We start from the raw sequence: 23791 nt of genomic DNA on the forward strand, positions 1-23791 counted from the left end.
GCCGGGGGAGAAATCCCCCGGCGTCTCTATGTGCGGACCGCGGGTTTCTTCACCCAAGAGCGGCTGCGCGGCATGCTTGCGCAGGCGGGCTGGAGGCTGTCGCTGGGCACGCCGGGGCCCGAGGATCACATCGGGGTCTGGGGCCAGTCCCCCTATGCCGCACGCGGCGAGGCTTTGGCCGCGAAGACCGGCGCGCAGATCATCCGCATCGAAGACGCCTTCCTGCGCTCGCTGCACCCCGGTCGTAAGGGCGAGCCGCCGCTCGGCCTGCTGATCGACCGCAGCGGCGTGCATTTCGACGCCTCCCAGCCCTCGGATCTGGAGGTGCTTCTGGCCACCCACCCGCTCGACGATCACGCCTTGCTTGAACGCGCGCGGGGCGGCATGGCGCGGATGCAGGAACATCACCTGAGCAAATATTCCGGCTTTGACCCCGGCGCGCCCGTGCCCGAGCCCGGATATGTGCTGATCATCGACCAGACGCAGGGCGACGCCTCGGTCCGCGCCTCCGGCGGCGACCGCAACCGATTTCTCGAGATGCTCTACTGGTCGCAGGACGAAAACCCCGGTGCCCGCATCCTCATCAAGACCCACCCTGAAACCGCGCAGGGCCTGCGCGGCGGCCACTACGGATCCGAGGACGCGCAGGGCCGCATCAGCCTTTGCACCGATGCGGTCTCGCCCTGGGCGCTGCTCGACGGTGCGGTGGCTGTCTATACGCTCAGCTCGCAAATGGGGTTCGAGGCGATCCTCGCGGGGCACAGGCCGCGGGTCTTTGGCACGCCCTTCTACGCAGGCTGGGGGCTGACGCAGGATGAAACACCGCTGCCGCGCCGGGGCCGCAGCCTGACCCGTGCCCAGCTTTTCGCCGCCGCCATGATCCTCTACCCGACGTGGTACGATCCCTGCCGCGCGCAGCTCTGCCCTTTCGAAGACGCGCTCGGGGCCTTCGAGGCGCAGACACGGGCATGGCGCGAGGACCATCAGGGCTGGGTCGCCTCGGGCATGCGCCTGTGGAAACGCCGCCCGCTGCAGGGGTTCTTCGGCGGGCAGAAGGCGATGATCTTTGCCGAAGGCGCGACGGCGGAAAAGCACCGCGCGGAGGGCCGCCGCCATATGGCATGGGCGGGCAAGGCAAGCGGCAAGGAGGTGCGGGTGGAAGACGGCTTTCTACGCTCGCGCGGGCTTGGCGCCGAACTGGTGCCGCCGCTGTCGCTGGTGCTGGATGATCTGGGTATCTACTACGATCCCACCCGGCCCTCGCGGCTAGAGGCGCTGATCACCGGCACGCCCGAGCTGCGCCCCGATCAGCGCCTGCGCAGCGAGAAGCTGATCGAGCGGCTGACTGCGGGCGGGCTGACCAAATACAACCTCGGCACGCCGCCGCCCGCCCTGCCCGACGGGCACCGCATCCTTGTGGTCGGGCAGGTCGAGGACGACGCCTCGATCCTGCGCGGCAGCCCGGACTGCCGCAGCAACGCCGATCTGCTCGCCCGCGCCCGCGCCGCCAACCCCAAGGCGGTGCTGCTGTGGAAGCCGCATCCCGATGTCTCTGCCGGATTGCGCCAAGGCGCGGTGGAGGCGCCCGAGCGATGGGCCGACATGACCGTCGAGGGCGCCGACATGGGCGCGCTGCTGCGCGAGGTGCAGGAGGTCTGGACGATGACCTCGCTCACCGGGTTCGAGGCGCTGCTGCGCGGCGTGAAGGTGACAACGCTCGGCGCGCCCTTTTATGCCGGTTGGGGGCTGACGCGCGACCTTGGCCCGGTGCCCGCGCGGCGGCTCTCAGGCCCACGCCCGGAGCTTGCCGCGCTGGTCCACGCCACGCTCATCGCCTATCCGCGCTACCGCGATCCGGTCAGCGGCCTGCCCTGCACGCCCGAAGTGATCGCCGAGCGGCTGGAACAAGGCACGATCCCCCATCCCGGCCTGCCGAACCGGCTGCTGTCGAAACTGCAGGGCCTTCTGGCCTCGCAGGCTCACATTTGGCGCTGACGCGCCGGGCGCACCTTTGGCGCTAAGGCTCAGCGGCGCGCCTTCAGCCCGTGCAGGCTGGCGGTCACCGCGAAAATCAGCGTCGCGGCGCAGACCATGCTCGGCCCCGCCGGCGTGTCGAAAAGCAACGCGCCCTGCAGCCCCGCCAGTGCCGACACGGCGCCGATGCCCGTGGCCAGCAGCGCCATCGCCTCGGGCGTGCGGGCGAAGGGCCGCGCGGCGGCGGCGGGGATCAGCAGCATCGCCCCGATCAGCAGCACGCCCACCACCTTGATCGCCACCGCCACGGTCAGCGCCAGCGCCACCGTCAGCACCCGGCTCTCGAGCCGCGGGTCGATGCCGCTGGCATGGGCGAGATCGGGCGACAGCGTCGCGGTGAGCAGCGCCTGCCAACGCCAAACCAGCAGCGCCAGCACCAGCGCCGCGCCGCCCCAAATCACCAGCAGATCGGACCTCGTCACCGCGAGGATGTCACCGAAGAGATAGGCCGACAGATCAAGCCGCGCGCCGGGCACGAAGGTGATCGCCACAAGGCCGATCGCCAGCGCGCCATGGGCCAGCACTCCCAGCACCGTGTCGATGCCAAGACCGCGCTCGCTCAGCGCGCCGACCAGCATCGCCATGATCAGCGCCACCGCCAGCGTTCCCGCGAAAACCGGCAACGACAGGGCCAGCGACAGCGCGACCCCGAGGATGGCCGCATGGGCGGTGGCATCGCCGAAATTGGCCATCCGCCGCCACGAGACGAAACACCCGAGAGGCGCCGCCGCCAACGCAAGACCCAGCCCTGCCAGCGCCGCGCGCACAAGAAAATCGTCCAGCATCAGTGCCCCGCGTGGGATTGGTGAGAGTGATCGTGGTGCCCGTGTTCGTGATCGTGGTCATGATCGTGGCTATGGCTGTGCTCGTGCCGGTAGAGCGCCAGCGCCCCATGGGTGCCCGTGCCAAAGAGCGCCCGATACTCCGCCGCCTGCGCGACGGTCTCGGGGTGGCCCTGACAGCAGACATGGCCGTTGAGGCAGACCACCCGGTCGCTCGCGCTCATCACCACGTGCAACTCGTGGCTGACCATCACCACCGCACAGCCGAGCCGCGCGCGGATTTGCTCGATCTGCCGGTAGAAGGCAGCCGATCCGGGCTGGTCCAGCCCCTGCGTCGGCTCGTCGAGCAGCAGCACCTCTGGGCGGCTCAGGATCGCCCGCGCCAGCAGCACGCGCTGGAACTGCCCGCCCGAGAGGCCCGCCATGGGCCGGTCTTCGAGCGTGCCTGCCCCGGCCTCGTCCAGCGCGGCGCGCCGCGCGGCGCGGTCCACCCGATGCGGCAGCGACAGGAAACGCCCGACGGTCAGCGGCAGCGTCGCATCGATCTGCAATTTCTGCGGCACATAGCCCAGCCGCAGCCCCGGCTTGCGCGTCACCTTGCCCGACTGCGGCTTCACCGCGCCGATGAGCGTGCGCAGCAGCGTCGATTTGCCCGAGCCGTTCGGCCCGACGATGGTGACGATCTCGCCCGGCTCCACATGGAAATCCACGCCCTGCAGCACCGGGTGCTCTCCCAGCGTGACCTGCAGTGCGTTTGCTTCGATGAGGCTCACGCTGCGGCCTTGCGGCAGAGCGGGCAAAGACCCTCGGCCTCGACCACCATGCGCTCAAGCGCGAAATCCAGCCCTTCGGCGGCCTCGCGCACCGCCTCGCCGATCGCCTGCGAGGGCATCTCGGCCACCGCGCCGCAGGAGCGGCAGAGCAGAAAGGCGGGCTTGTGGCGCTCCCCCGGATGGGCACAGGCGACGAAGGCATTCAGACGCTCGATCTTATGCGCGAAGCCGTTGCTCACCAGAAAGTCGAGCGCGCGATACACGGTGGGCGGCTGCGCTCCCTGCCCTTCGCCCCGCAGGACATCAAGCAGCTCATAGGCGCCCATGGCCCGGTGCTTGCGCAGCAGAATTTCCAGCACCCGGCGGCGCTGTTTGGTCAGCGACAGCCCCTCGCGGGCGCAGGTCTCCTCGGCGGCCTGCAAAGCATGCTCGCGGCAATGTGCGTGGTCGTGCTGGGTGAACCCAAGCGCGTCGGAATGTACGGCCATGTCGCTTCCCCTGATCCCAGTCGTGCCGAACGCGTGATCAAGCACGCGTCCGATGGGGGTTGATATGTTATAGTGTTCAAAGTATCAAGCCCGCCTACTGTTATGCTATAACATCTACACTCCCCGAATTCGAGACGCATGAGGCCCCGATGTACCGTTCCCTCCTCCCTGCCCTGCTGCTTGCCAGCCCTGCCTTTGCCGAAGTGCCGAAGGTGGTCACCGACATCGCCCCCGTGCAGGGGCTGGTGGCCAGCGTGATGGGTGATCTGGGCGAGCCGGAGCTGCTGATCCCGCCGGGCGCCTCGCCGCACAGCCACGCGCTGAAACCCTCCGAAGCGCGCGCCCTGCAGAACGCCGATCTGGTGTTCTGGATTGGCGGCGAACTGAGCCCCGACCTCGGGCGCAAGATCGACTCGATTGCTGCGGAGGGTGCCGCCGTCTCGCTGTTCGACGCTCCCGGCACGCTGCACCTGCAGGCCCGCAACGACGTGCTCTTTGCCGAGCCGGGCGCGGAGGCGCATGAGCATGGGCACGAGGGCCATGATGAGCACGGTGACGACGACCATGATGAGCACGAGCACGAGCACGAGCACAAGCACGACGAGCATGGTCATGATGAAGCGCATGACGACCACGATGATCACGCGGACCACGATGACCACGACGAGCACGAGCACGAAGCGGGCCACGCGCACCATCATGACGGCGACGACCCGCACGTCTGGCTGTCGGTGGACAACGCCACCACATGGCTGCCGCTGATCGCGCAGACCCTGTCCGAGGCCGACCCCGAGCATGCCGACACCTATGCCGCCAATGCCGAGGCTGCCGCCGCCCGCATCGCCGAGGCGCGCGCCGAAGCCCAAGACCTGCTCGCCGGCGCCACGGATAAGAACTTCGTCGTCTTCCACGATGCGTTTCAATATTTCGAGGACAGCTTTGGACTGAAGGTCCTCGGCGCGATCTCTCTGTCGGACGCCACGGCGCCCAGCCCCGCGCGTCTGGATGCGCTGCGCGACGCGCTGCAAGGGGCCGATGCCGCCTGCGTCTTTGCCGAACCGCAGTTCGATCCGCGCCTCATCGCCGCCGTAACCGAAGGTGCGGATACGCCGGTGGCCGAGCTTGACCCGCTGGGCCAGTCGCTCGACCTCGGCGCAGAGTTCTACCCGGCGCTTATCACCTCGCTGGCACAAAGCGTGGCCGACTGCGCAGCGCAATAAGCTCCGCGCCCGGAACCGAAGCAGCCCCCTTCACCTTGACGGTGAAGGGGGTTTTCCTTTGCGAAAATCCCGACTAATTAGCTTGGATACAGCGCGCCGCGGTGCGCTCGCGAACACTGGGCGTCAGACCCCTGTTGCGCCTACGATCCAAGGAGTCCCCATGCGAACCCGCCTTACCGATTTCAGCCGTCGCGGCTTTCTGGGCGGCGCTTTGGGCAGCACTCTTGTCGGGACGGGCAGCCTGCTAATCGCGCCGCAGCTGCGCGCGGGTGAAGACACGCTCCGCTTCGAGCACGCTTATGGAGAGACCGTGCTCAAGGCCCCGGCCCAGCGTGTCGTCTCGCTGGGCTATACGACGCAGGACAGCCTGCTGGCGCTTGGGATCGTGCCGCAGGCGATCCGCTATTGGTATGGCGATTACCCCCACGGCGTCTGGCCCTGGGCGCAGCCGCTGCTCGGAGAGGCAACGCCGGCGCTGATGACTGGCGAAGTGTCCATCGAAACCGTCGCCAGCCTTGCGCCCGATCTCATCGTCGCCATCGGCTCGGGCATCTCCGAGGCGGAATACGCGCTGCTGTCGCAGATCGCGCCGGTGCTGATGCAGGCGCCGGAATATCCGACCTATGGCATGCCTTGGGACGCCGAGTTGCGGATGATTGCCCGCGCGACCGGCACCGAGGCGAAAGCCGAGGCGCTGATCGCCAGCGTCGCGGACGGTTTTGCCGCCTTCCGCGACCGGCACCCCGACTGGCAAGGACAGACCGCCGCCTGCGCGGCACATGACGGCGGTCAGACGAGCGCCTTCACCGGCGGCGATGCGCGGGTGCAGTTCTTGCAAGAGATGGGTTTTCGTCAGCCGCAGGCGCTCGAGGCGATCAGCTCTGCCGACGGCTTTTACACCGCGCTCTCGCCCGAGGATCTGTCGCCGCTGGACGCGGATTTGCTGATCTGGCTCTCGAGCCAAGCGAAGGCCGCCGACCTCGCCTCGCTCGCCATGCGGCGGACGCTGCGCGCCAACGCCGAGGGACGCGAAGTCTTTTGCGGCGAGGTGATGGCAGGCGCTTTGTCCTTTGGCAGTGTGCTGTCGATGCCCTTCGCGCTGACCCAGCTTGAGCCAGAGCTCACCGCCGCACTCGACGGCGATCCCAGCACCGCCGTGCCGAGCGCCGCAAAGGCTGGTCTGCTCTGATGCTACGCCTGTTCGGGCTCTTGGCGCTGCTGCTGCTGACGCTGGCTCTGGCGCTTTCGGTGGGCGCGCGCCCGGTCAGCCTCGCCATAGCGCTCGAGGCCTTGCACAGCTTTGACCCCACCAACCCCGATCATGTGACATTGGCCGCGATCCGCCTGCCGCGCATGGCTGCCGGGCTGATCGCCGGGGCGGCGCTGGGGATCGCCGGGACGATCATGCAGGTGATGACCCGCAACCCGCTGGCCGACCCCGGTCTTTTGGGAGTGAACTCCGGTGCCGCCTTTGCGCTGCTGCTTGGCGCGACGCTTCTCGGCCGCTCCGATCAGGCCTCGGTCGCGCTGCTGAGCCTTCCGGGCGCGGCGCTGGCCTCGGCGCTGGTGTTCATCCTCGGCGGCGGGCTGCGCGGTGATGTCGGTCCGGTGCGGCTGACGCTGGCGGGCGCGGCGCTCAATGCCCTGCTGCTGTCGCTGGTCACCGCCATCGTGCTGATCCGGCAGGACACGCTCGATCTCTTCCGTTTCTGGGTCGCGGGCTCGCTGACGCAAGCCGCGAGCCGCCCGCTGGCAGAAATGGCGCTGCTTGCCGCCGCTGGCGGTGCGCTCGCGCTGGCCATGGCGCCGCAGATTGAGGCGCTCTCGCTGGGCTCTGCCCTGTCGCGCGGGCTGGGCACCAAGCCGCGCCGGGTTCAGACGGCGGCGCTGGCTGTGGTCACGCTCTGCACCGGGGCGGCTGTGGCCGTCGCCGGGCCGATCGCCTTCCTCGGGCTGATGGTGCCGCCGCTGGCGCGGATCGTCGCGGGCCATTCGCTGCGCCGCGCGCTGATCGCCTCGGCGCTGATCGGCGCGACGCTGCTGTTGCTGGCCGACACGCTGGGCCGGGTGGTGATGCCGCCCGCCGAAGTGCGCGCCGGGATCATGACAGCGCTGATCGGCGGCCCGGTCTTCATGTGGGTCGCCCGCCGCCTGCGCCCCGGAGCCAGCGCATGAAGGGCGCGCTGACCCTTGGCCTGCTGCTGCTTGCCGCCACACTGGCCGCGCTGGCGCTTGGGCAGGTTCGCCTGAGCCCTGCGCTGCTCTGGCAGGGGCTGAGCACCGGCGAGGGGCCGGGCGCGCTGGTGTTGGGCACGATCCGCGGCCCGCGGGTGCTGACCGCGCTTGGCGCAGGGGCGGTTCTGGGTATGTCGGGCGCGCTGTTCCAGAGCCTCTTTCGCAATCCGCTGGCGGCGCCCGACATCATGGGCTTCACCTCGGGCGCCGGGCTGACGATCATCGCCGCCATCGCGCTTGGCCTCAGCCTGCCGCTGCCCCTGATCGCGGCGGGCGGCGGGCTCTTGGCGGCGCTTTTGGTGGTGGCGCTATCGCACCGCCGCGGCCATGCGACGCCGCCGCTGACGATGATCCTCGTTGGTCTCGGCGTCGGCTTTGTCGCCTCGGCGCTGTCGAGCTTTCTGCTCACCCTGCTACCCCATACCCAAGCCGCCGAGGCGCAGCGCTGGCTCACCGGCTCGCTGGCCGCACGCGACTGGAGCCATGCGCTGCAAGTCTGGGTGGTGGGCGGCGTTCTGGGCGCGCTGGCCTTGGCGCAGATGCGCCTACTGGCGGCGCTGCAGCTGGGCGAGGACTTGGCGGCGGGACTGGGCCTGAGGGTCGGAGCCGCACGGCTGGCGCTGGCGGGAACAGGCGTGCTGCTCGCTGCGGCGGGCGTCGCGGTCGCCGGGCCTGTGCCCTTTGTCGCGCTGATGGCCGGGCCGCTGGGCATACGCCTCGTCGCTGCGCGCCAGCTCCATGCCCGGCTTCTTGCCGCGGCGGCCACTGGTGCCCTTGTGCTGGTGCTGGCCGATCTTGCCGCCCGCGCCGCCCTGCCCGGCATCCAGCTGCCCACCGGCGTGATGACCGGCCTTCTGGGCGCCCCCTATCTGCTCTGGCGCCTGTCGCGCGAAATGGAGAAAGGCGAGCTATGACCTCACCTGCCGCCCCCGCCTGCCTGCGGGCCGATGCCCTGTCGCTGGGCTATGCCGAGCGCCCGGTGATCCGCGAGCTGTCGCTCGATCTGCCCCGCGGCGAGATGACCGCGATCCTCGGGCCGAACGGCTGCGGCAAATCCACCCTGCTGCGGGCCATGGCGCGACTGCTGCAGCCAAGCGCCGGGCGCGTCCTGCTCGACGGCGAAGACATCCACCGCCGTGACACCCGCGCGCTGGCCCGCGAACTGGCAATCCTGCCGCAGGCGCCGATTGCCCCCGAGGGGATCACCGTTGCCGATCTGGTGAAACGCGGGCGGACGCCATGGCGCGGCCTCTTCACCCCATGGCGCGACGCCGATGCCCGCGCCTGCGCCGAGGCGCTGGAGGCGGTGCAGATGACCGCCCTTGCCGAGCGCCCGCTGAGCGAGCTGTCCGGCGGGCAGCGGCAACGGGCATGGATCGCGCTGGTTCTGGCGCAGAGCGCGCCGCTGCTGCTGCTCGACGAGCCGACCACCTATCTCGACCTCGTGCATCAGATCGACGTTCTGGCGCTGCTGCGGCGGCGCAACCGCGAGGCCGGGCTGACGGTGATCTCGGTGCTGCACGATCTCAACCTTGCCGCACGTTTCTCGGACCGGCTGGTGCTGCTGGGGCGGGCGGGGCTCGTGGCCACCGGCACGCCTTGGGAGGTGCTGACCCCCGCCAACCTGCAGACCGCCTTTGGCCTTGCCGCCCGCGTCGATCCCGACCCGGTGACCGGCACGCCGATGATCATCCCGCTCTGAGCCGAAAGGAGATCGCCGCATGGCCACCCCTTCCCGCGCCACCTCATCGAGCCGCTTTGACGGCCCGCTTCCCGCGCAGTTCGTGCCGGATCTGCGCGCCCGCCTTGATGAATACGGCATCCCCTACGAGCACAAAGGTCGCCGCCTGAAGGTCAACGCCACCGGCGCCGAGGTTGCCTTGCGGGTGGATCGGCGCGGTTTCGATGTCGAGATCGCTGCCGATGGGGATGTGCCGTTGCACCAGTGGCGCGAGACGGTGAACTACATGCTCGACCAACTGCTGCCCGACGCCGGCGCGCGCATGGCCTGGAGCGGCGTCGGCGAGGCGAAGACCCCGCCCAACTTCCACCTTGCCACGGTGATCGGCACACGGCGCATCACGCCGAACTTCCTGCGTATCGAGATGGCCTGCGATGGCATCGAGGCACTCTCTGAAGGCGGGATGCATTTCTCGTTGCTGCTGCCCCCCGAGGACACGCAGCCGCGCTGGCCGGAACTGACCGCGCAGGGGCGGACGATCTGGCCCGATGGGGCCTGCGCCCTGCACCGCGCCGCCTATACGTTCGTCTGGCTCGATGCCGCGCGCGGGCGCTTTGCCTTCGACATCTTCGAACATGAGGGCGGGCGCACAACCAACTGGGCGCGGCAGGCGCAGCCCGGCACCACCGTCGGCGTCATGGGGCCGGGCGGCGGCGATTTTCCAACAAGCGAGCGGCTTCTGCTCGCCGGGGATGAGACCGCCCTGCCCGCCATCCGGCGCATCCTCGAAAGGGCGCCCGCGGGCACCCAAGGCCGGGTGATGATCGAGACCGGATCGCAGGCCGACCGTCCCGAACTGGCCTGCCCTTCAGGCATGGAACTTTACTGGATCCCTCGCGGCGCAGAGGGCGGCCTCGGCGCCGCGCTGGCGCGGATCACCGAGATCGAGGATGGGCTCTTCGTCTGGGTCGCCGCGGAAAAATCCATCGTCCGCGCGGCGAAGGCGCGGTTCAAAGACCTCGGGCTGCCGCGCGAGCGTGGCTATTTCTCGGCCTATTGGATCAGCGGCTAGGGTCCGGTGCGTAAGGGTGTAGAGCGGGTCAGACCCCGCCGGTCCGCCCCGGGAACACCTCCAGCGCGACGCCGGCCTCTTCCAGCGCCGCGCGCACGGCGCGGGCGATCTGCAGCGCGGTCTTGCCGTCGCCATGCAGGCAGATGGTATCGACCGCCGCCGGAATGTGCTTGCCGCTTTCGGTGATGATCGCCCCGGCCTGCACCATCTTCACCATGCGCGCAGCGGCCAGTTCGGCATCATGGATCACCGCCCCCGGCAGCGCGCGATCGACCAGCGTGGCATCGTCGTTATAAGCGCGGTCGGCGAAAATCTCACCCGCCCAGCGACAGCCCAACTCCTCGACCGCCGCCTGCTGCTGCGTCGCGGCCAGAACCATGATGATGATCTCGGGATCGACCGAAAGCGCGCCCTCATAGGCGGCCAGCGCCATGGCCTTATCCTCGGCGCACATATTGGCCAGCGCGCCGTGCAACTTCAGATGCCGCACCTTGCCGCCCGCAGCCCCCGCCATCGCCTGCGCCGCACCCAGCTGATAGGCGGTGAAATTGCGCAGACTGGCATGCGAAAGCTGCATCCGCCGCCGCCCAAACCCCTGCAGATCGGGAAACCCGGGATGCGCGCCGATGCCGGTGCCGCGCTCCGCCGCCAGCTTCATCGTCGCCGCCATCACGTCGGGGTCGCTGGCGTGAAAGCCGCAGGCGACATTGGCCGAGGTGATCACCTCGAGCAGCGCCGCATCCTGCCCCATGACCCAAGGGCCAAAGCTTTCGCCCATATCCGCGTTGAGATCGACGCTGGTCATCCCTCTGTCTCCTTCTGTCAAAGCCTGCCCGGCTCAGTGGTCGTGATATTCGCCGTTGGAAAACCCGCTGACCAGCTTGTGGCTGAGCAGATCGGCCACATCCGCCGGGTCGCGCACCAGCGGCTCGATGCGGCGCGGCAGATCCCTGAGGGCCGCGCGATAGGCGCTCTCGGCGGCCAGCGCCTCGTCCATCGACACGAAGCTGAAGCGCAATTCGGCCCCCGCTGGCGCCTGCGCCACACGCGGCAGATCGGCGGGAATGACGGTGGCGAGGCGCGGGTAGCCCCCGGTGGTCTGGCATTCGGCCATGAGCACGAAAGGCGCGCCATCGCCGGTCATCTGGATATCGCCCGGCGTGATGATCTCGGAGACCACCGAGAGCCCGCCGTCGACGCCGAAGGGCGCACCATCCGGCACAAGCTTCACCCCCATGCGGTTGGCGCGCGAGTCGCGGGTGAATGTGGTCTCGCCCAACCGGCGGCGCTGTTCTGCGGGGAAGAGGCGGGTCTGCAGGCTTTCCACCACGCGCAGCGCTCCGCCCGAGAAACGGTCGTCCACCGCCAGCTTGCGCGCCACCGGCCCGCCCGCGTCGGCCCCGACCGGCAGCCGGTCGCCCGCCGCGACGGCCCGGCCCAACCCGGCGGTCAGATGCGCCGAGCGCGCGCCCAGCAGCTCTTCGGGCTCCAGCCCGCCGCCCAGCGAAAGATAACCATAGGCCCCCGATTGCACCGGTCCGATCTCGAGCACCGCGCCCTTGGGCAGCGCATGCGCGGCGTTCCACACCACCGGCGCGCCGTCGATGCTGGCCCGCATGGCACCGCCGGTCAGCGCGATGCGCAGATCGCAGCCCGCCTCGAACCGCCCGCCGACACCGCCCATCTCGAGCGCCGCCGTCTCGCCCTGCCCCAGCAGCGCCGCGCCCTCGGCCAGCGCCAGCCGGTCCATCGCGCCGCCGCGCGAGAGCCCAAAGGCAATCCAGCCCGGACGGCCGCCATCCTGCACGGTCACCGCAGGCCCTGCGCGATGCACGATCAATGCGCGGCTCATGGCAGCTCCTCCCAGCTTGCGCCGCCTTCGAGGTCGTTCTGCATCCGGGCAAAGACCTCTTCGGAGACCTGCGGGAATTCCACCTCATCGCCGGGCGCCAGAAGGAAGGGCCGCTCGGCGCCCATACGGAACAGCGGCGCCGCGGTCTGGCCCACATGGCGCCAGCCGGTCGGCGCGGTGACCGAGAAAATCACGAATTGCCGGATCGCCAGCACCAGCGCGCCCTTCGGCACGCGCGGCGTCAGTCCCTGCTGGCGCGGAATGTTCCACGTCTCGGGCAACTCGCCCAGATAGGGCTGCCCCGGCGCAAAGCCAAGCGCCGTCACCCGCACCCGCGCCGTCGACAGCGAGGTCACCGCGTCGGCCGCGCTCATCCCCGCCTCGGCGGCGGCTTCGGCGAGTTGCGGCGCGAGCGTGCCGCCATAGACGGTGGGGATACGGTGCAACCGGCGGCCATGCGGCAGATCGGCCTGCAGCCAGTCGCGCGACGCCATGAGCCCGCGCAGCTTGCGCTCCAACGCGGCGTGGCTCAGCGCCAAGGGATCGAAGCGCAGATAGGCCGAGACCAGCGACGAGGAAATCTCTTCGACCCCCTCGGGCGGATCGCTCTCAAGCGCGGCCCGGAAGGCCAGCGCGGCGCGGTTGGCGGGCTCGCTCAGCTTGTCGCCGAAGCTCACCAGCATCCCGTCGATACCGGCGGTGCGAAGCAGAGGGTAGGACGCCGTCAGGGCCAAATCGTCAGTCATGCGCCGGACGTTAGCGCAGCCACCGGCGGCTGCAACCGGCAATCCGCCGCCGCCGCGTCCGCGCCGCCCCGTTCGCGCAGAGACCGCCCGTCCGTGCCCATCCACCGTTCCTTTTGCGCGCGGCGCGGATTACACCTGAGCCCGAGGCAGACGACAGGAGAAAACGATGCGCAGACCAATCCTTCTTGCGCTGGCGCTGGCGGCGCTGGCCGGATGCGGCGCCCCCTCGGGCAGCAATGTCTGGGGCGCCCGCTATGAGGTCTATGGGGTCGACGAGGGCGACATGCTGAAATTGCGCGGCGGGCCGGGCACCGGCTTCGACGTGCTGGCCGGGCTGCCGAACGGCACGGTGGTGAAGGTCTATGAATGCACGCAGACCGGCGGCACCCGCTGGTGCGAGGTCACGCTGGACCGCGACGGCGGCATGAAGGGCTATGCGTCCTTCGCCTATCTGCGCGAGCTTTGAGCGCGCACAGGACCGGCCGTAGAGCCTTCGTCTAGACGAAAATATCCCGGGGGCGCCGCGCCACGCGCGGCGGGGGCAGCGCCCCCGAAATCACGTGAAGGTCAGTGCCGCGTCGGGTTGTTGAGCTCGCGCTCGGCGGCCTCGATGGCCTCTTCCACATCCTGCGGATCGGTCGAGGGCACGGCGTAGCTGCCCGACATCCACTTCGCCAGATCCACATCGGCGCAGCGCTTCGAACAGAAGGGGCGGTACTTCGGGTCGGTCGGCTTGGCGCAGATCGGGCAGCTCATGACAGCATCCCCGGCTTCAGCACCTCGCTCAGCGGCACGCGCTCGCGTTTGCGCTGCAACTCCATGAGGCCAAGCTGGGTCCAGCCCGCAAGAATGGTTTCCGTCGGATCCTGTTTCAGCGCCGCACGCAGCACCAATTCCACCTGACGGCGTTCCTTCTTCGGCATCGGCGCCAGATCGACAATGATCTGCCCGCCAAGCCCGCGCAGACGCAGCTGCCGGGGCAGCTCGCGCAGGGCCGCAACATTGGCCTTGAGCCCCGCCGCGGGCGAGGTGTCCCCGCCGGTGTTGATGTCCACGGCCACCAGCGCGCGGGTCGGCTCGATGCTCATCGAACCGCCACCGGGCAGCGGCACCAGCGGGCGCGACAGCGCCTCGATCATCTCGTGCACGTTGTGGCGCTCGAAGCTGCCTGCCTCGGCGTCGACATCGCCTTCGTCCCATTCACGCCATGCCAGCGCATGCGGCCCGTCGCCTTCGACCAGCACTTCGGCCTCGCCCGAGACGTCGGCCATCACCTGCTCGCAGAGCTGCGCCATGGCGGCGACATCTTCGGCGATCTCGTCGGGGTCACCTTCCGCGCAGGACGAGCGCAGGATCAGGCCGTTCTCGGCCTGTTTTGCTCCCGGCATCACCTCATGGGCGATCTCGAGCAGGCTTTCGCGGATGTCCTCATCCTTGATCCGGCGCGAGATGTTGAGCCCCGGCGCACCGGGCGTGACGATGGCGAAACGCGATTTGAAGAGCACGCGGGTGGTCACCGGGATCGCCTTGCCCGGCTCGGCAAAGCCGGTGACCTGCACCACCAGCGGCTGGCCCGGGGACAAGCCCTTCACCTGCCGCAGGAAGGCAGAGCCTTCGGGCGTGTCGAGGAACATCCCGCCCTGCCCCTTCATCGGACGCTGCGCGATGCCGCGATAGATGGTGCCGGGGCGCGCGTGGTCGCTGTCGATCAGCAGGTCTTCGAGCTTGCCATCGACGATCAGCGCCGCCGCTTCGGCCTCGCCGAGATGGTCGAGCGCAATGGTGCGTCCCTTCATGCGACTTCTCCGAACTTGTAGAGCGGGTATCCTGCGGCGAGCAGCAGGTTCGCGGTTTCCGCCAGCGGCAGGCCGACCACCGAGGTGAAGCTGCCGTTGATCCACGGGATAAACGCGCCAGCCATGCCCTGAATGCCGTAGCCGCCGGCTTTGCCCTGCCAGTCGTTCGACGCGAGATAGGCGTTCAGTTCCTCGTTCGAGAGGTCCTTCATCTTTACCTGCGTGACCACGTCGCGCTCCCACAGCTGATCGCCGCGACGCACGGCAACTGCCGTGATCACACGGTGACGCCTCCCCGAGAGCTTGGTGAGGAACTCCGCCGCCTCCCCCGCATCCCGGGGCTTGCCCAGAATCCGGCGTCCCAGCGCGACAGTGGTGTCGGCCGAGAGAACGATTTCGTCAGCTGTGGAGGGAATTGCCTGCGCCTTCTCGCGCGCGAGACGCACGCAGTAAGGGCGGGGCAGCTCGCCCGGCATCGGATCTTCGTCGATGTCGGGCGGGCGGATATCGTCTGCTGTCACACCCAGCTGCGCGAGCAAATCGCGCCGCCGGGGCGAACCGGAGCCGAGAACGAGCTTCATGCGCAGACCTCGCAGGTCCGGCCCCGTGCAGCGGGAACCGCCATGAGTTTCGGGACCATGCGGCGCTTACTTGAAGCGATAGTTGATCCGGCCTTTGGTCAGATCATAGGGGGTCATCTCGACCTGAACCTTGTCGCCTGCAAGAACACGGATGCGGTTCTTGCGCATCTTGCCTGCCGTATGCGCGATGATCTCATGGCCGTTCTCAAGCTCGACCCGAAACGTCGCGTTGGGCAGGAGTTCCTTCACGACACCGGGAAATTCGAGCGTATCTTCCTTGGCCATGCTTTCTCCTGAAAATGCCGTTCCGCCTCTAGGTCGCGGAACGCGCATGGATATGCGCCCAATCGCGGCGTTTTTCAAGGGTGCAATTGCAGATTGTCGGGAATAGCCGTCAGCACAGCGCCCGCAATGCAACGGGGCCGTCGCGCCCGGACTGATCGTCCCAATGGGTGCGGTTCAGCACGACGCCATCGTTACGGACCCGAGCGACGGCGTCAAGGTCCACCTCGGCATAGGTCCAGCCAGCCTTGCCCAGCACCCCTTCGGCGATCACGCCGGTGGCAGGGAAGCCCGTGTCGGGCGGGCAGAAAACCCCGCCCATGCCGGTGTTGGTGTCCACCGCTTCGGACCAGTCGCAATCGCCCACGGTCGAGGCCATCACCGCGATGCATTGCTGCTCCAGCGCGCGGGCCATGGCACCGATGCGCACGCGGGAATAGCCGGCCTGCGCCTCGGTGCACGACGGCACCAGCAAGAGATCGGCATCGCGCAGCGCGCGGCCCAGCAGCGGGTATTCCGAATCGTAGCAGATCAGGATGCCGATCTTGCCCAGAGCGGTGTCGAAAAGCTGTAGCGGCGCGCCGCCCACCACGTCCCAATCCTCGCGCTCGAAGCGGGTCATGATCTGTTTGTCCTGAAACCCCATGGCGCCGCCCGGGGTGAAAAGCCGCGCGCGGTTCACCGGGCGCGGCCCGAGGGTGCCATCAAAGACCGGCGCCGAGGCCGCGAGGATATGCGCGCCGTATTTGCCCGCGAGATCCGAATGCAGCGCATCGACCTGCGGGATACGCTCGGAGATGGCGTGGAGCGATCCTTCGAGATCCGCTGCCGCCGCTGCCCCGGCGAGCGTGGCGATCTCCATCGCGCCGTATTCGGGAAACACCAGAAGCTCGGCGCCCTGCCCGGCCGCCTCGGCCACCCAAGCCTCGATCTTGGTGGCATAGGCATCCCAGCTGGCGAGGAAATCCATCGGGTAGGCGGCGGTGGCGATCTTCATTGGGGGCTTCCGTGCTTTGTTGTCGGCTTGGAAAGGTTGAGCCGGGAGCGGGCGCTGCCCCCGTCGCGCAAAGCGCGACTCCCCCGGGATATTTGGGTCTAGACGAAGGATCTAGGGATCGAGCGCACGCAGCCAGAATTGCAGGCTGTGGTCGGTTTCCTCGGGCTGATCCAGGTCTTTCCAGGTGAACCGGGCGGCAACGCCTTCAACCGGCGCGTAGCCGCGCTTTTTCCAGAACGGGTCGAGCGGCGCATAATGCGGCGGGCGCAGCGGGTGATCGAGCGGGCGTTCGACGGCGCAGAAGGTGGACCATTTGCGGCCGAGGCTGCGGGCATGAGCCTCGCGCAGATCAAAGAAGCGATGGCCGATACCCTGCCCGCGGGCGCTGCGCAGCAGCACCAACTCGGCGCAGTAGAAGATATCGCTCAGCGCCAGCCCGGTGGCGGCGAAGGGCGCGGCGAAATCGCTGGCGTGATCCTCCATCGGCGTGCCGGTGGCGGCGCCGACCAGTTGCGTGCCCTCGAAGGCACCGACCAGCACCGCGCCTTCGCTCTGCCGGTAGCTCTCGAGGTAGCGCCGCTCGTAGTCGAGATCGCCATCGTAGAGATAGGGAAAGTCGCGGAAGACGGTGATGCGCAACCGGGCGACATCGTCGAGCGCGGCGTCGAGCGCCGCGCCAGTAAGGACCCGGACCTCGGTCACGAAACCTGCCGGATCCAGTCGGCAAGGTTGTAATAGGTGACCACGCGGGTGATCTTGCCGCCTTCGAGCGAGAAGAACGACCCGGCGGGCAGGCGGTAGCTCTGGCCCTTGGCCTCGGGCAGGCCCGCGTCGGTGTTGAGATAGGTGCCATTCACGATGAACTCGGCGGCGGCGCGGGTGCCACCCTCGGCCTCGAAGATCACCATGTCGGTCAGCTGCTCGCGGTAGCAGTGGGACATATGGGCGCTGAACTCGGCGAATTTGGTCTTGCCCGAGCGGATCTGCCCTTCGTTCACGTGATGCGCGATATCCGCGGACAGCAGCTCGAGCATCGCCTCGGTGTCGCCGCCGTTGAACGCGTCGAAATAGGCCTGAATGGTTTCGGTGGCGGTCATTTTTCTCCCCATCGGGTCTTGAGCTTGTCGTAGATCTGGTCGCGGGTCTGGCGGTAGGCGTTGAGCTTGGTCTCGCGGGTCTCGCCGAGCCCCGTGGGATCCATGATCGGCCAGTATTCCACCGTCAGATGAAAGAAGCGGGTGAGCTCCAGCGCGGCGCGCTGCGAGGCGGGCGACATGGCGACGATCAGATCGAAGCCCGAGAGCGTCTCGCCCATCTCTTCGAGCTCTTCGAAGCTGCGCGAGCGGTGCTTGGACAGTTCGACGCCGATCTCCTGGCAGACAGAGATGGCGAAACCGTCGATCTCGAGATCATTCACCACGCCGACGGACTGCACATAGGTGCCCTGCCCGTAGAGCTTTTTCATGATCCCCTCGGCCATGGGCGAGCGCACGGCGTTGTGGTCGCAACAAAACAGAACCGATTGCGGCAGTTTCGGCACCAGGTCAGCCCCCGAAATGCAGCACGCAGATAAGGGTGAAGAGGCGGCGCGCCGTGTCGGTGTCGACCTCGGCCTTGCCTTCGAGCCGCTCCTGCAGGATGCGCGCGCCTTCATTGTGGATGCCGCGCCGGGCCATGTCGATGGTCTCGATCTGGCTCGGGGCGGCGGATTTCACCGCGTCGAAATAGCTTTTGCAGATCTGGAAGTAATCCTTCACCACCTGCCGGAAGGGCGCCAGCGAGAGATGGAACTCCGCCGCCGGATCGCCGCCCTCGGTCGAGATGTCGAAGACCAGCCGTTTCTCACGGATCGACAGCCCAAGCGCATAGGGGCCATGCGGCACCTCGCGGCCCTCGCGCGGGGGCAGCGTGAAGCTGTTTTCCTCCATGAGATCGAACATGGCAACGCGGCGCTCCTGCTCGATCTCCGGGGTCGGAGGCGGCAGGTTGGCGTCGTCCAGCTCGATACGGGCGATATGGCTCATGGGCGCGTCCTCGGCTTCGGCTCCGGAATCTGTAGCCAATGCGCGGGGATGGGGCAATGCGCCTTACGCCGGAGGCGTAGCAAAGTCGTACGCCAGAGGCGTAGCAAAGACCTGCGCCGGCGGCGGAGCAATGTCCTGCGCCGGAGGCGCGGTGATCGCAGGCGCAGTGATGCGCCTGCGATCAAGCTCAGCCGTTGAGTTTGCGCAGGCGCGCCGTCACCGACAGGCCGTGCGCCTGCAGGCTCTCGGAGTTGGCGAGCACCTCTGCAGCCGGACCGATGGCGCGCAGCGCCTCGGGCGACATCTTGGCCAGCGTCGTGCGCTTGAGGAAGTCGAGCACCGACAGGCCCGAAGAGAAGCGCGCCGAGCGGGCGGTGGGCAGCACGTGGTTCGGGCCGCCGACGTAATCGCCGATGGCCTCTGGTGTCCATTGACCAAGGAAGATCGCGCCAGCGTGGCGGATCTGCTGCGACAGCGCCTCGGGGTCGGCGACGCAAAGTTCAAGGTGCTCGGGCGCCACGCGGTTCGACAGCGCGGCGGCCTCGGAAAGATCGCGGCAGACGATCACCGCGCCGAAATCGCGCCAGCTGGCCCCGGCGATGCCGCGCCGTTCGAGCACCTGAAGCTGCCGCTCCACCTCTTCGGTCACGGCGCGGCCAAAGGCGGCATCCGGGGTGATCAGGATCGACTGCGCGCTTTCGTCGTGCTCGGCCTGACTCAGCAGATCGAGGGCGATGAACTCGGGATCATTTTCGGCGTCGGCAATGACGAGGATTTCCGAGGGGCCCGCGATCATGTCGATGCCGACCTTGCCAAACACCCGGCGCTTGGCGGCGGCGACAAAGGCGTTGCCCGGCCCGGTGATCTTGTCGACCGGCGCAATGCTCTCGGTGCCATAGGCCAGCGCGGCGATCGCCTGCGCGCCGCCCATGCGGTAGATCTCGTCGACCCCGGCGATCTTTGCCGCCAGCAGCACCAACGGGTTCACCACACCGTCGGGCGTGGGCACGGTGATGCAGAGCCGCTCGACCCCTGCCACCTTGGCGGGAATGGCGTTCATCAGCACCGACGACGGATAGCTCGCCAGCCCGCCGGGCACGTAGAGCCCCGCTGCGGCGACCGCCGTCCAGCGCCAGCCAAGCGTTGCGCCATCGGGATCGGTCCACTGCTGATCCTCGGGCATCTGCCGCACGTGATAGGCGCGGATGCGTTCGGCGGCGGTCTCGAGCGCGTCGCGTTCGGCCTGCGGCACCTGCGCGCAATAGCTGTCGATCTCTTCGGCGGTGAAGCGCAGCCCCGAAGCAGCCAATTCCAGCCGGTCGAATTTCGCGGTCAGTTCGAGCACCGCCGCGTCGCCGCGCGCCCGCACATCGGCGATGATGCCGCCGACGGTATCGTCCACATCGGGGCTGTCCTCGCGCTTGGCGCTGAGCAGCTGGGCGAACTGCAGCTCGAAATCCGGCTCGGTGGTGTCGAGAAAGACGGGCATGGGCGATCTCCTTGTCGCGCCCGTGCTTAGAGACAAGCCGGGCGCGGCTCAAGTGTTGGCAGAGGGGATTCGCCCCTCTCCTCGATGACGTGGATCAGCGAGTGACACATGCGAATCGCCTAATATGGGGAAATCGGCACGGGAGAGCCGATGTATTTTGGAGGAGCAAAGATGTTTAAGAACAAAATTACCGCGCTCGGATTGGCGCTTGGCATGGCTGGGCTGTGCATGAGTGGCAGCGCCTTGGCGCAAAGCGCCGGAGAGACCGAATATATGAACGCCTGCGCCGCCTGCCATGGCGAGAGCGGCGTCGGTGACGGGCCGCTGGCGGAACTGATGACGGTCGGTCTGCCGGACCTGACGCAGATCTCTGCGAACAACGACGGCGAATTCCCGATGCTTGAGGTCATCCAGATCATCGACGGGCGCAGCGGCATTCGTGGCCACGGCTATCCGATGCCGGTCTGGGGGCAGCGTTTCAAAGAGGCCCTGTCGATCGAGATCGGCGCCTATGCCAGCGAGATCGTGACGCGAGGACGCATTCTCGCCCTCGCGCAGCACCTGGAATCAATGCAGCAGTGAGCCGCTGATCAGTCCTTGTGATCCGGCATCTGCCCCGAAATGGCGCGGTAGGGCCGGGTCACATCCTTGAGGCGCAGTTCCAGCGCCTCAACCTCGCAGCGGAGCGCACCGTCACCGGCGAAGGTCAGTTCGACATATCCCGCGCCATCCTCGCCGGGCTCGAAACCGACAGACAGCAGCGAGAGCACCGTGTCCTTATCGTCGCGGCTTACCCCCTGTGCCGCCACCTTCAGCACGTTCTCGACCACCAGCAGCGCACGGACCCGCTCGGGCGGGTCCTGATGCACGCCATCCTCGCGGCGCAGGCGATTCACCAAAAGCGCCAGCCGGTGGTGGCGCTTCTCCCATGCGACATCCGCGACGGTCAGCACCGCATCCTGCGCCAGCGCCGACAGCACCTGCAGATCCTCGGGGTCCATTGCCCCGAGGTTGAGGGGCTGGCCGCCCGCGTCTTCGAATTTTGCGTCCTCGGTCACTCGCCCTTCACCCGTTCGATCTTGGCGCCCACGCCGCGCAGTTTGCGCACCACGTGCTCATAGCCACGGTCGAGATGGTAGACCCGGCTGACCACCGTGTCGCCCTCTGCCGCAAGACCGGCAAGAATCAGCGACACCGAGGCGCGCAGGTCGGTGGCCATCACCGGGGCGCCCTTCAGTTTCTCGACACCGCGCACGCGGGCGGTGCCGCCCGACACGTCGATATTCGCGCCCATGCGCAGAAGCTCGGGCGCGTGCATGAACCTATTCTCGAAAATCTTTTCTTCCAGCACGCTTTCGCCATCGGCGGTGCAAAGCAGCGCCATCATCTGTGCCTGCAGGTCAGTGGGGAAGCCGGGGAACGGCTCGGTGGTCACATCCACCGCCTTCACCCGACCATTCTTGCGCGCGACCTTGAGCCCGGTCGGCGTTTCCTCGACCGCGATTCCCGCCTCGTCGAGCTTTTCGCAGAAGCTTTTGACCAGTTCGATCGTACCGCCGAGGCATTCGACCTCGCCGCCGCAGATCGCCGGGGCCAGCATATAGGTGCCCAATTCGATCCGGTCGGTCACCACGCGGTGCGTCGCCCCGCCCAGCGTCTCGACGCCCTGAATCTCGATGGTGCTGCTGCCCTCACCCTCGATCTGCGCGCCCATCTTGCGCAGACATTGCGCCAGATCGACGATCTCGGGCTCGCGCGCCGCATTGCGGATCACCGTCGTGCCCTTTGCGAGCGTGGCGGCCATCAGTGCGTTTTCAGTGGCCCCGACCGAGGCAAAGGGAAACTCCACGATGCCGCCCTTGAGGCCACCCGAAGGCGCCTTGGCGTGCACATAGCCCTCGCGCAGATCAAGCTCCGCGCCCATCGCTTCCAGCGCCTTGAGGTGCAGGTCCACGGGACGCGCGCCGATGGCGCAGCCGCCGGGCAGCGACACCTCGGCATGGCCGAATTGCGCCAGCAGCGGGCCGAGCACGAGAATCGACGCGCGCATCTTGCGCACGATGTCATAGTCGGCGCGGGTCGAGGTCAGCGCGTGGCTCGACATGGCCAGCACCTGCCCGTCGTTCAGCGCCTGCACTTCTGCACCCAGCGACTGCAGCAGCAGCGTCATCGTGCGGATATCGGACAGCCGCGGCGCATTGGTCAGCGTCAGCGGCTGATCCGACAAAAGCGTCGCGGGCATAAGGGTGAGGCAGGCATTCTTCGCGCCGGCGATGGGAATCTGTCCCGATAGCGGGCCATTGCCCGTGACGACGATCGAATCCATTAGCTGTCCTTTTCACTGCTCGGCCCGTCTTCGGGCTTTTTGTCGTCTTTCGAGGCGTCGCGCGCCTTCGCCTGTGCCTTGCGCCGGCCCAGATTTGCCTTCAGCGCCGCCTTGAGGCGGGCATCGCGGTCCTGTGCCGGGGATTTTTGGGGGCTCGTTTTGGGCTTCATGAACTTTCTTTACCGGAGAGGCAAAAAACCGTCCAGATTGCGCTTGCACCCCCCGGCGTTTGCCCTTAGACACCGCGCCACGCCACGAGGCACACCGACGCAACCTAGCGCGGACGCCTCGAAAGGCACACCGGCGCTGCTGTAGCTCAGAGGTAGAGCACTCCCTTGGTAAGGGAGAGGTCGAGAGTTCAATTCTCTCCAGCAGCACCACTTACCTCCCTGAAAATAGACAATTTATTTTTAGGGCGCGCCGCGTGTGCCGCGCCGTCGACGGCGGGTCGCGCTTTGCTATCCTTGCGTTAAAGACATGCCGCGCGCTCCATAGAGGCGCCCGGAAGAGTGCTCTTTCGCTCAAGCCCTTGACCGCGCGCGGTCCGCCCGATTGTTCAGCATCGCGGCGCAAGAGAGTTGCCCCCTGCGCCGGGATCAGCGCTTAGCTGTAACCCAGCCGCGCAGTCATTTCCGCAAAGCTCGTGGTCTTGCCCGCCACGGTCCAACGAACCACCTGACGCAGAGCGTCTTCATTCGCCTCACCGACGCCAAGCCCCTCCAGCTTGTCCTTATGTGACGCGCGATGCACCTCGGCGCCGCTGAAATGGCTGAGGGTCACGTCATCGGGCACATCGAAGGATTCGCGGAAGTAGTCCTCATCGGAAACCAGCCGTTCCATCTGCAGAATCTCGCAGCCCGCCTCGAGCGCCTCGATATTAAATTGCATCACATGCGACAGGGCGGCCGCATAGGCGGCATTGGGAAAGGTCCGTGGAATTGGCAGTTTCGAGAGCAGATGCTCGTCGAGGGTAACCATCTTGCGATAGCCCACCTGATCGCCGCCAAGCGTCTTCTTCACCCACCAGGCAAAGCAGCTGCGCACGTGGCGCACGGGCTCGCGGACGATGATGCGATGCTTGACGCCATTGGCCAGACAGACCTCCCGCCCCTGCGGCGCACTATAAAGGCAATGTACGGCATAGACCCGCTTGCCCGCGGCGGCGCTCTGCTTCATCTCGGCGACGAACTGATCGACCGGCGTGTCCTCCCCGCCCACGGCACCGCCCTTGGCAAAATTGCGGGTGCCGTGGCGCACCTCCGCATTGGGAATGCCCGAGAGAATTTCGCTGATCGTATGCGTCGCCGCAAAGCCGATGGAATCCGCGAGGATCATCTTGCTGCCCCTGCCTGTGCTGCCGTTTCCTTATAGACATGGGTAGCAGCCGCCGGGACCGGACCCCAGCCGCCCACC

Annotated in this window: 29 protein-coding genes and 1 tRNA gene; 10 read left to right on the forward strand and 20 right to left on the reverse strand. The window is 67.7% G+C overall.

The features are described 5' to 3' along the window. Nucleotides 1–30: 30 nt before the first annotated feature. The gene (locus ACXAD2_RS21480) at nucleotides 31–1995 is read left to right on the forward strand and encodes a capsular polysaccharide biosynthesis protein (protein WP_475174487.1); all 1965 of its coding nucleotides are present in this window, start codon (nucleotides 31–33) and stop codon (nucleotides 1993–1995) included. A gap of 29 nt (nucleotides 1996–2024) precedes the next feature. On the opposite strand, the gene ACXAD2_RS21485 is transcribed toward ACXAD2_RS21480, so the two are convergent. Genes ACXAD2_RS21485 through ACXAD2_RS21495 form a run of 3 tightly spaced genes read right to left on the reverse strand, consistent with a single transcriptional unit; the run spans nucleotide 2025 to nucleotide 4077 of the window. Then, nucleotides 2025–2819 (reverse strand): metal ABC transporter permease, encoded by a 795-nt coding sequence (locus tag ACXAD2_RS21485; RefSeq protein WP_164182601.1) that lies wholly within the window; start codon nucleotides 2817–2819, stop codon nucleotides 2025–2027. Further along, nucleotides 2819–3589 (reverse strand): metal ABC transporter ATP-binding protein, encoded by a 771-nt coding sequence (locus tag ACXAD2_RS21490; protein ID WP_475174494.1) that lies wholly within the window; start codon nucleotides 3587–3589, stop codon nucleotides 2819–2821. Before ACXAD2_RS21490 ends, ACXAD2_RS21485 begins: the two co-directional genes overlap by 1 nt. After that, nucleotides 3586–4077: a transcriptional repressor gene (locus ACXAD2_RS21495; RefSeq protein WP_475174496.1), complete on the reverse strand. Its 492-nt coding sequence runs from the start codon at nucleotides 4075–4077 to the stop codon at nucleotides 3586–3588. The genes ACXAD2_RS21490 and ACXAD2_RS21495 overlap by 4 nt, the downstream gene beginning before the upstream one ends. A 149-nt stretch (nucleotides 4078–4226) precedes the next feature. Here ACXAD2_RS21495 and ACXAD2_RS21500 point away from each other — a divergent pair, with 149 nt between their 5' ends. The 6 genes from ACXAD2_RS21500 (at nucleotide 4227) to ACXAD2_RS21525 (ending at nucleotide 10285) form a co-directional block, all read left to right on the forward strand. Continuing rightward, the gene (locus ACXAD2_RS21500) at nucleotides 4227–5297 is read left to right on the forward strand and encodes a zinc ABC transporter substrate-binding protein (protein ID WP_475174502.1); all 1071 of its coding nucleotides are present in this window, start codon (nucleotides 4227–4229) and stop codon (nucleotides 5295–5297) included. Nucleotides 5298–5457: 160 nt separating this feature from the next. After that, nucleotides 5458–6486, forward strand: a complete 1029-nt coding sequence (locus ACXAD2_RS21505) for an iron-siderophore ABC transporter substrate-binding protein (RefSeq protein WP_475174506.1) — start codon at nucleotides 5458–5460, stop codon at nucleotides 6484–6486. Then, the gene (locus ACXAD2_RS21510) at nucleotides 6486–7472 is read left to right on the forward strand and encodes a FecCD family ABC transporter permease (protein WP_475174510.1); all 987 of its coding nucleotides are present in this window, start codon (nucleotides 6486–6488) and stop codon (nucleotides 7470–7472) included. Before ACXAD2_RS21505 ends, ACXAD2_RS21510 begins: the two co-directional genes overlap by 1 nt. After that, nucleotides 7469–8446 carry an iron chelate uptake ABC transporter family permease subunit gene (locus ACXAD2_RS21515; protein WP_475174514.1) on the forward strand — a complete coding sequence of 326 codons (978 nt, stop codon included), beginning with the start codon at nucleotides 7469–7471 and terminating at the stop codon, nucleotides 8444–8446. Before ACXAD2_RS21510 ends, ACXAD2_RS21515 begins: the two co-directional genes overlap by 4 nt. After that, nucleotides 8443–9234, forward strand: a complete 792-nt coding sequence (locus ACXAD2_RS21520) for an ABC transporter ATP-binding protein (protein WP_475174517.1) — start codon at nucleotides 8443–8445, stop codon at nucleotides 9232–9234. The genes ACXAD2_RS21515 and ACXAD2_RS21520 overlap by 4 nt, the downstream gene beginning before the upstream one ends. A 19-nt stretch (nucleotides 9235–9253) precedes the next feature. Further along, nucleotides 9254–10285, forward strand: a complete 1032-nt coding sequence (locus ACXAD2_RS21525; protein WP_475174522.1) for a siderophore-interacting protein — start codon at nucleotides 9254–9256, stop codon at nucleotides 10283–10285. 28 nt (nucleotides 10286–10313) lie between these two features. Here ACXAD2_RS21525 and ACXAD2_RS21530 read toward each other — a convergent pair whose 3' ends face one another. From ACXAD2_RS21530 to ACXAD2_RS21540, 3 genes are read right to left on the reverse strand one after another with little or no spacing between them, the layout of a single operon-like run. Beyond that, nucleotides 10314–11090: a LamB/YcsF family protein gene (locus ACXAD2_RS21530; protein ID WP_475174529.1), complete on the reverse strand. Its 777-nt coding sequence runs from the start codon at nucleotides 11088–11090 to the stop codon at nucleotides 10314–10316. 33 nt (nucleotides 11091–11123) lie between these two features. Continuing rightward, a complete protein-coding gene (locus ACXAD2_RS21535) occupies nucleotides 11124–12137 on the reverse strand; it encodes a 5-oxoprolinase subunit C family protein (RefSeq protein ID WP_475174532.1) in 1014 nt (337 codons plus the stop codon). Further along, complete coding sequence (locus ACXAD2_RS21540) at nucleotides 12134–12883, reverse strand: 5-oxoprolinase subunit B family protein (RefSeq protein ID WP_475174535.1); 750 nt, start codon at nucleotides 12881–12883, stop codon at nucleotides 12134–12136. Before ACXAD2_RS21540 ends, ACXAD2_RS21535 begins: the two co-directional genes overlap by 4 nt. Before the next feature lie 166 nt (nucleotides 12884–13049). On the opposite strand from ACXAD2_RS21540, the gene ACXAD2_RS21545 reads away from it, so the two are divergent. Beyond that, nucleotides 13050–13349, forward strand: a complete 300-nt coding sequence (locus ACXAD2_RS21545) for an SH3 domain-containing protein (RefSeq protein ID WP_475174539.1) — start codon at nucleotides 13050–13052, stop codon at nucleotides 13347–13349. Nucleotides 13350–13450: 101 nt separating this feature from the next. Here ACXAD2_RS21545 and ACXAD2_RS21550 read toward each other — a convergent pair whose 3' ends face one another. The 10 genes from ACXAD2_RS21550 to hisD form a co-directional block, all read right to left on the reverse strand. After that, a complete protein-coding gene (locus ACXAD2_RS21550) occupies nucleotides 13451–13639 on the reverse strand; it encodes a DNA gyrase inhibitor YacG (RefSeq protein WP_475174544.1) in 189 nt (62 codons plus the stop codon). Then, nucleotides 13636–14679: a ribonuclease E/G gene (locus ACXAD2_RS21555; protein ID WP_475174546.1), complete on the reverse strand. Its 1044-nt coding sequence runs from the start codon at nucleotides 14677–14679 to the stop codon at nucleotides 13636–13638. Before ACXAD2_RS21555 ends, ACXAD2_RS21550 begins: the two co-directional genes overlap by 4 nt. Next, the gene (locus ACXAD2_RS21560) at nucleotides 14676–15260 is read right to left on the reverse strand and encodes a Maf family protein (RefSeq protein ID WP_066101512.1); all 585 of its coding nucleotides are present in this window, start codon (nucleotides 15258–15260) and stop codon (nucleotides 14676–14678) included. The genes ACXAD2_RS21555 and ACXAD2_RS21560 overlap by 4 nt, the downstream gene beginning before the upstream one ends. Nucleotides 15261–15326: 66 nt before the next feature. Continuing rightward, the gene (gene infA / locus ACXAD2_RS21565) at nucleotides 15327–15545 is read right to left on the reverse strand and encodes a translation initiation factor IF-1 (protein WP_005978431.1); all 219 of its coding nucleotides are present in this window, start codon (nucleotides 15543–15545) and stop codon (nucleotides 15327–15329) included. Between the two features lie 109 nt (nucleotides 15546–15654). Further along, nucleotides 15655–16539 (reverse strand): carbon-nitrogen hydrolase family protein, encoded by an 885-nt coding sequence (locus tag ACXAD2_RS21570; protein WP_475174554.1) that lies wholly within the window; start codon nucleotides 16537–16539, stop codon nucleotides 15655–15657. Nucleotides 16540–16650: 111 nt separating this feature from the next. Continuing rightward, on the reverse strand, nucleotides 16651–17241 hold the full coding sequence (locus ACXAD2_RS21575; RefSeq protein ID WP_475174558.1) for a GNAT family N-acetyltransferase: 591 nt from the start codon (nucleotides 17239–17241) through the stop codon (nucleotides 16651–16653). Then, nucleotides 17238–17636, reverse strand: a complete 399-nt coding sequence (locus tag ACXAD2_RS21580; RefSeq protein WP_475174560.1) for a ketosteroid isomerase-related protein — start codon at nucleotides 17634–17636, stop codon at nucleotides 17238–17240. The genes ACXAD2_RS21575 and ACXAD2_RS21580 overlap by 4 nt, the downstream gene beginning before the upstream one ends. Then, nucleotides 17633–18079 carry an arsenate-mycothiol transferase ArsC gene (locus ACXAD2_RS21585; RefSeq protein WP_066101522.1) on the reverse strand — a complete coding sequence of 149 codons (447 nt, stop codon included), beginning with the start codon at nucleotides 18077–18079 and terminating at the stop codon, nucleotides 17633–17635. Before ACXAD2_RS21585 ends, ACXAD2_RS21580 begins: the two co-directional genes overlap by 4 nt. Nucleotides 18080–18083: 4 nt before the next feature. After that, on the reverse strand, nucleotides 18084–18563 hold the full coding sequence (locus ACXAD2_RS21590; RefSeq protein WP_475174565.1) for a UPF0262 family protein: 480 nt from the start codon (nucleotides 18561–18563) through the stop codon (nucleotides 18084–18086). Between the two features lie 187 nt (nucleotides 18564–18750). Then, the gene (gene hisD / locus ACXAD2_RS21595; RefSeq protein WP_475174567.1) at nucleotides 18751–20052 is read right to left on the reverse strand and encodes a histidinol dehydrogenase; all 1302 of its coding nucleotides are present in this window, start codon (nucleotides 20050–20052) and stop codon (nucleotides 18751–18753) included. 171 nt (nucleotides 20053–20223) lie between these two features. Here hisD and ACXAD2_RS21600 point away from each other — a divergent pair, with 171 nt between their 5' ends. Beyond that, complete coding sequence (locus tag ACXAD2_RS21600) at nucleotides 20224–20634, forward strand: c-type cytochrome (RefSeq protein ID WP_475174571.1); 411 nt, start codon at nucleotides 20224–20226, stop codon at nucleotides 20632–20634. An 8-nt stretch (nucleotides 20635–20642) separates the two neighbouring features. On the opposite strand, the gene ACXAD2_RS21605 is transcribed toward ACXAD2_RS21600, so the two are convergent. From ACXAD2_RS21605 to ACXAD2_RS21615, 3 genes are read right to left on the reverse strand one after another with little or no spacing between them, the layout of a single operon-like run. Then, nucleotides 20643–21110, reverse strand: a complete 468-nt coding sequence (locus tag ACXAD2_RS21605) for a DUF2948 family protein (protein WP_475174576.1) — start codon at nucleotides 21108–21110, stop codon at nucleotides 20643–20645. After that, the gene (gene murA, locus ACXAD2_RS21610; protein WP_475174579.1) at nucleotides 21107–22378 is read right to left on the reverse strand and encodes a UDP-N-acetylglucosamine 1-carboxyvinyltransferase; all 1272 of its coding nucleotides are present in this window, start codon (nucleotides 22376–22378) and stop codon (nucleotides 21107–21109) included. The genes ACXAD2_RS21605 and murA overlap by 4 nt, the downstream gene beginning before the upstream one ends. Further along, nucleotides 22378–22548 (reverse strand): hypothetical protein, encoded by a 171-nt coding sequence (locus ACXAD2_RS21615; protein WP_193789508.1) that lies wholly within the window; start codon nucleotides 22546–22548, stop codon nucleotides 22378–22380. The genes murA and ACXAD2_RS21615 overlap by 1 nt, the downstream gene beginning before the upstream one ends. Before the next feature lie 135 nt (nucleotides 22549–22683). Between ACXAD2_RS21615 and ACXAD2_RS21620 the strand changes: the two genes are divergently transcribed. Beyond that, nucleotides 22684–22758, forward strand: a tRNA-Thr gene (locus tag ACXAD2_RS21620). Nucleotides 22759–22981: 223 nt separating this feature from the next. On the opposite strand, the gene ACXAD2_RS21625 is transcribed toward ACXAD2_RS21620, so the two are convergent. Further along, a complete protein-coding gene (locus ACXAD2_RS21625) occupies nucleotides 22982–23713 on the reverse strand; it encodes a hypothetical protein (RefSeq protein WP_475174582.1) in 732 nt (243 codons plus the stop codon). Nucleotides 23714–23791: the final 78 nt, after the last annotated feature.

This window comes from Salipiger sp. ABN3_019 (genome assembly GCF_056158605.1).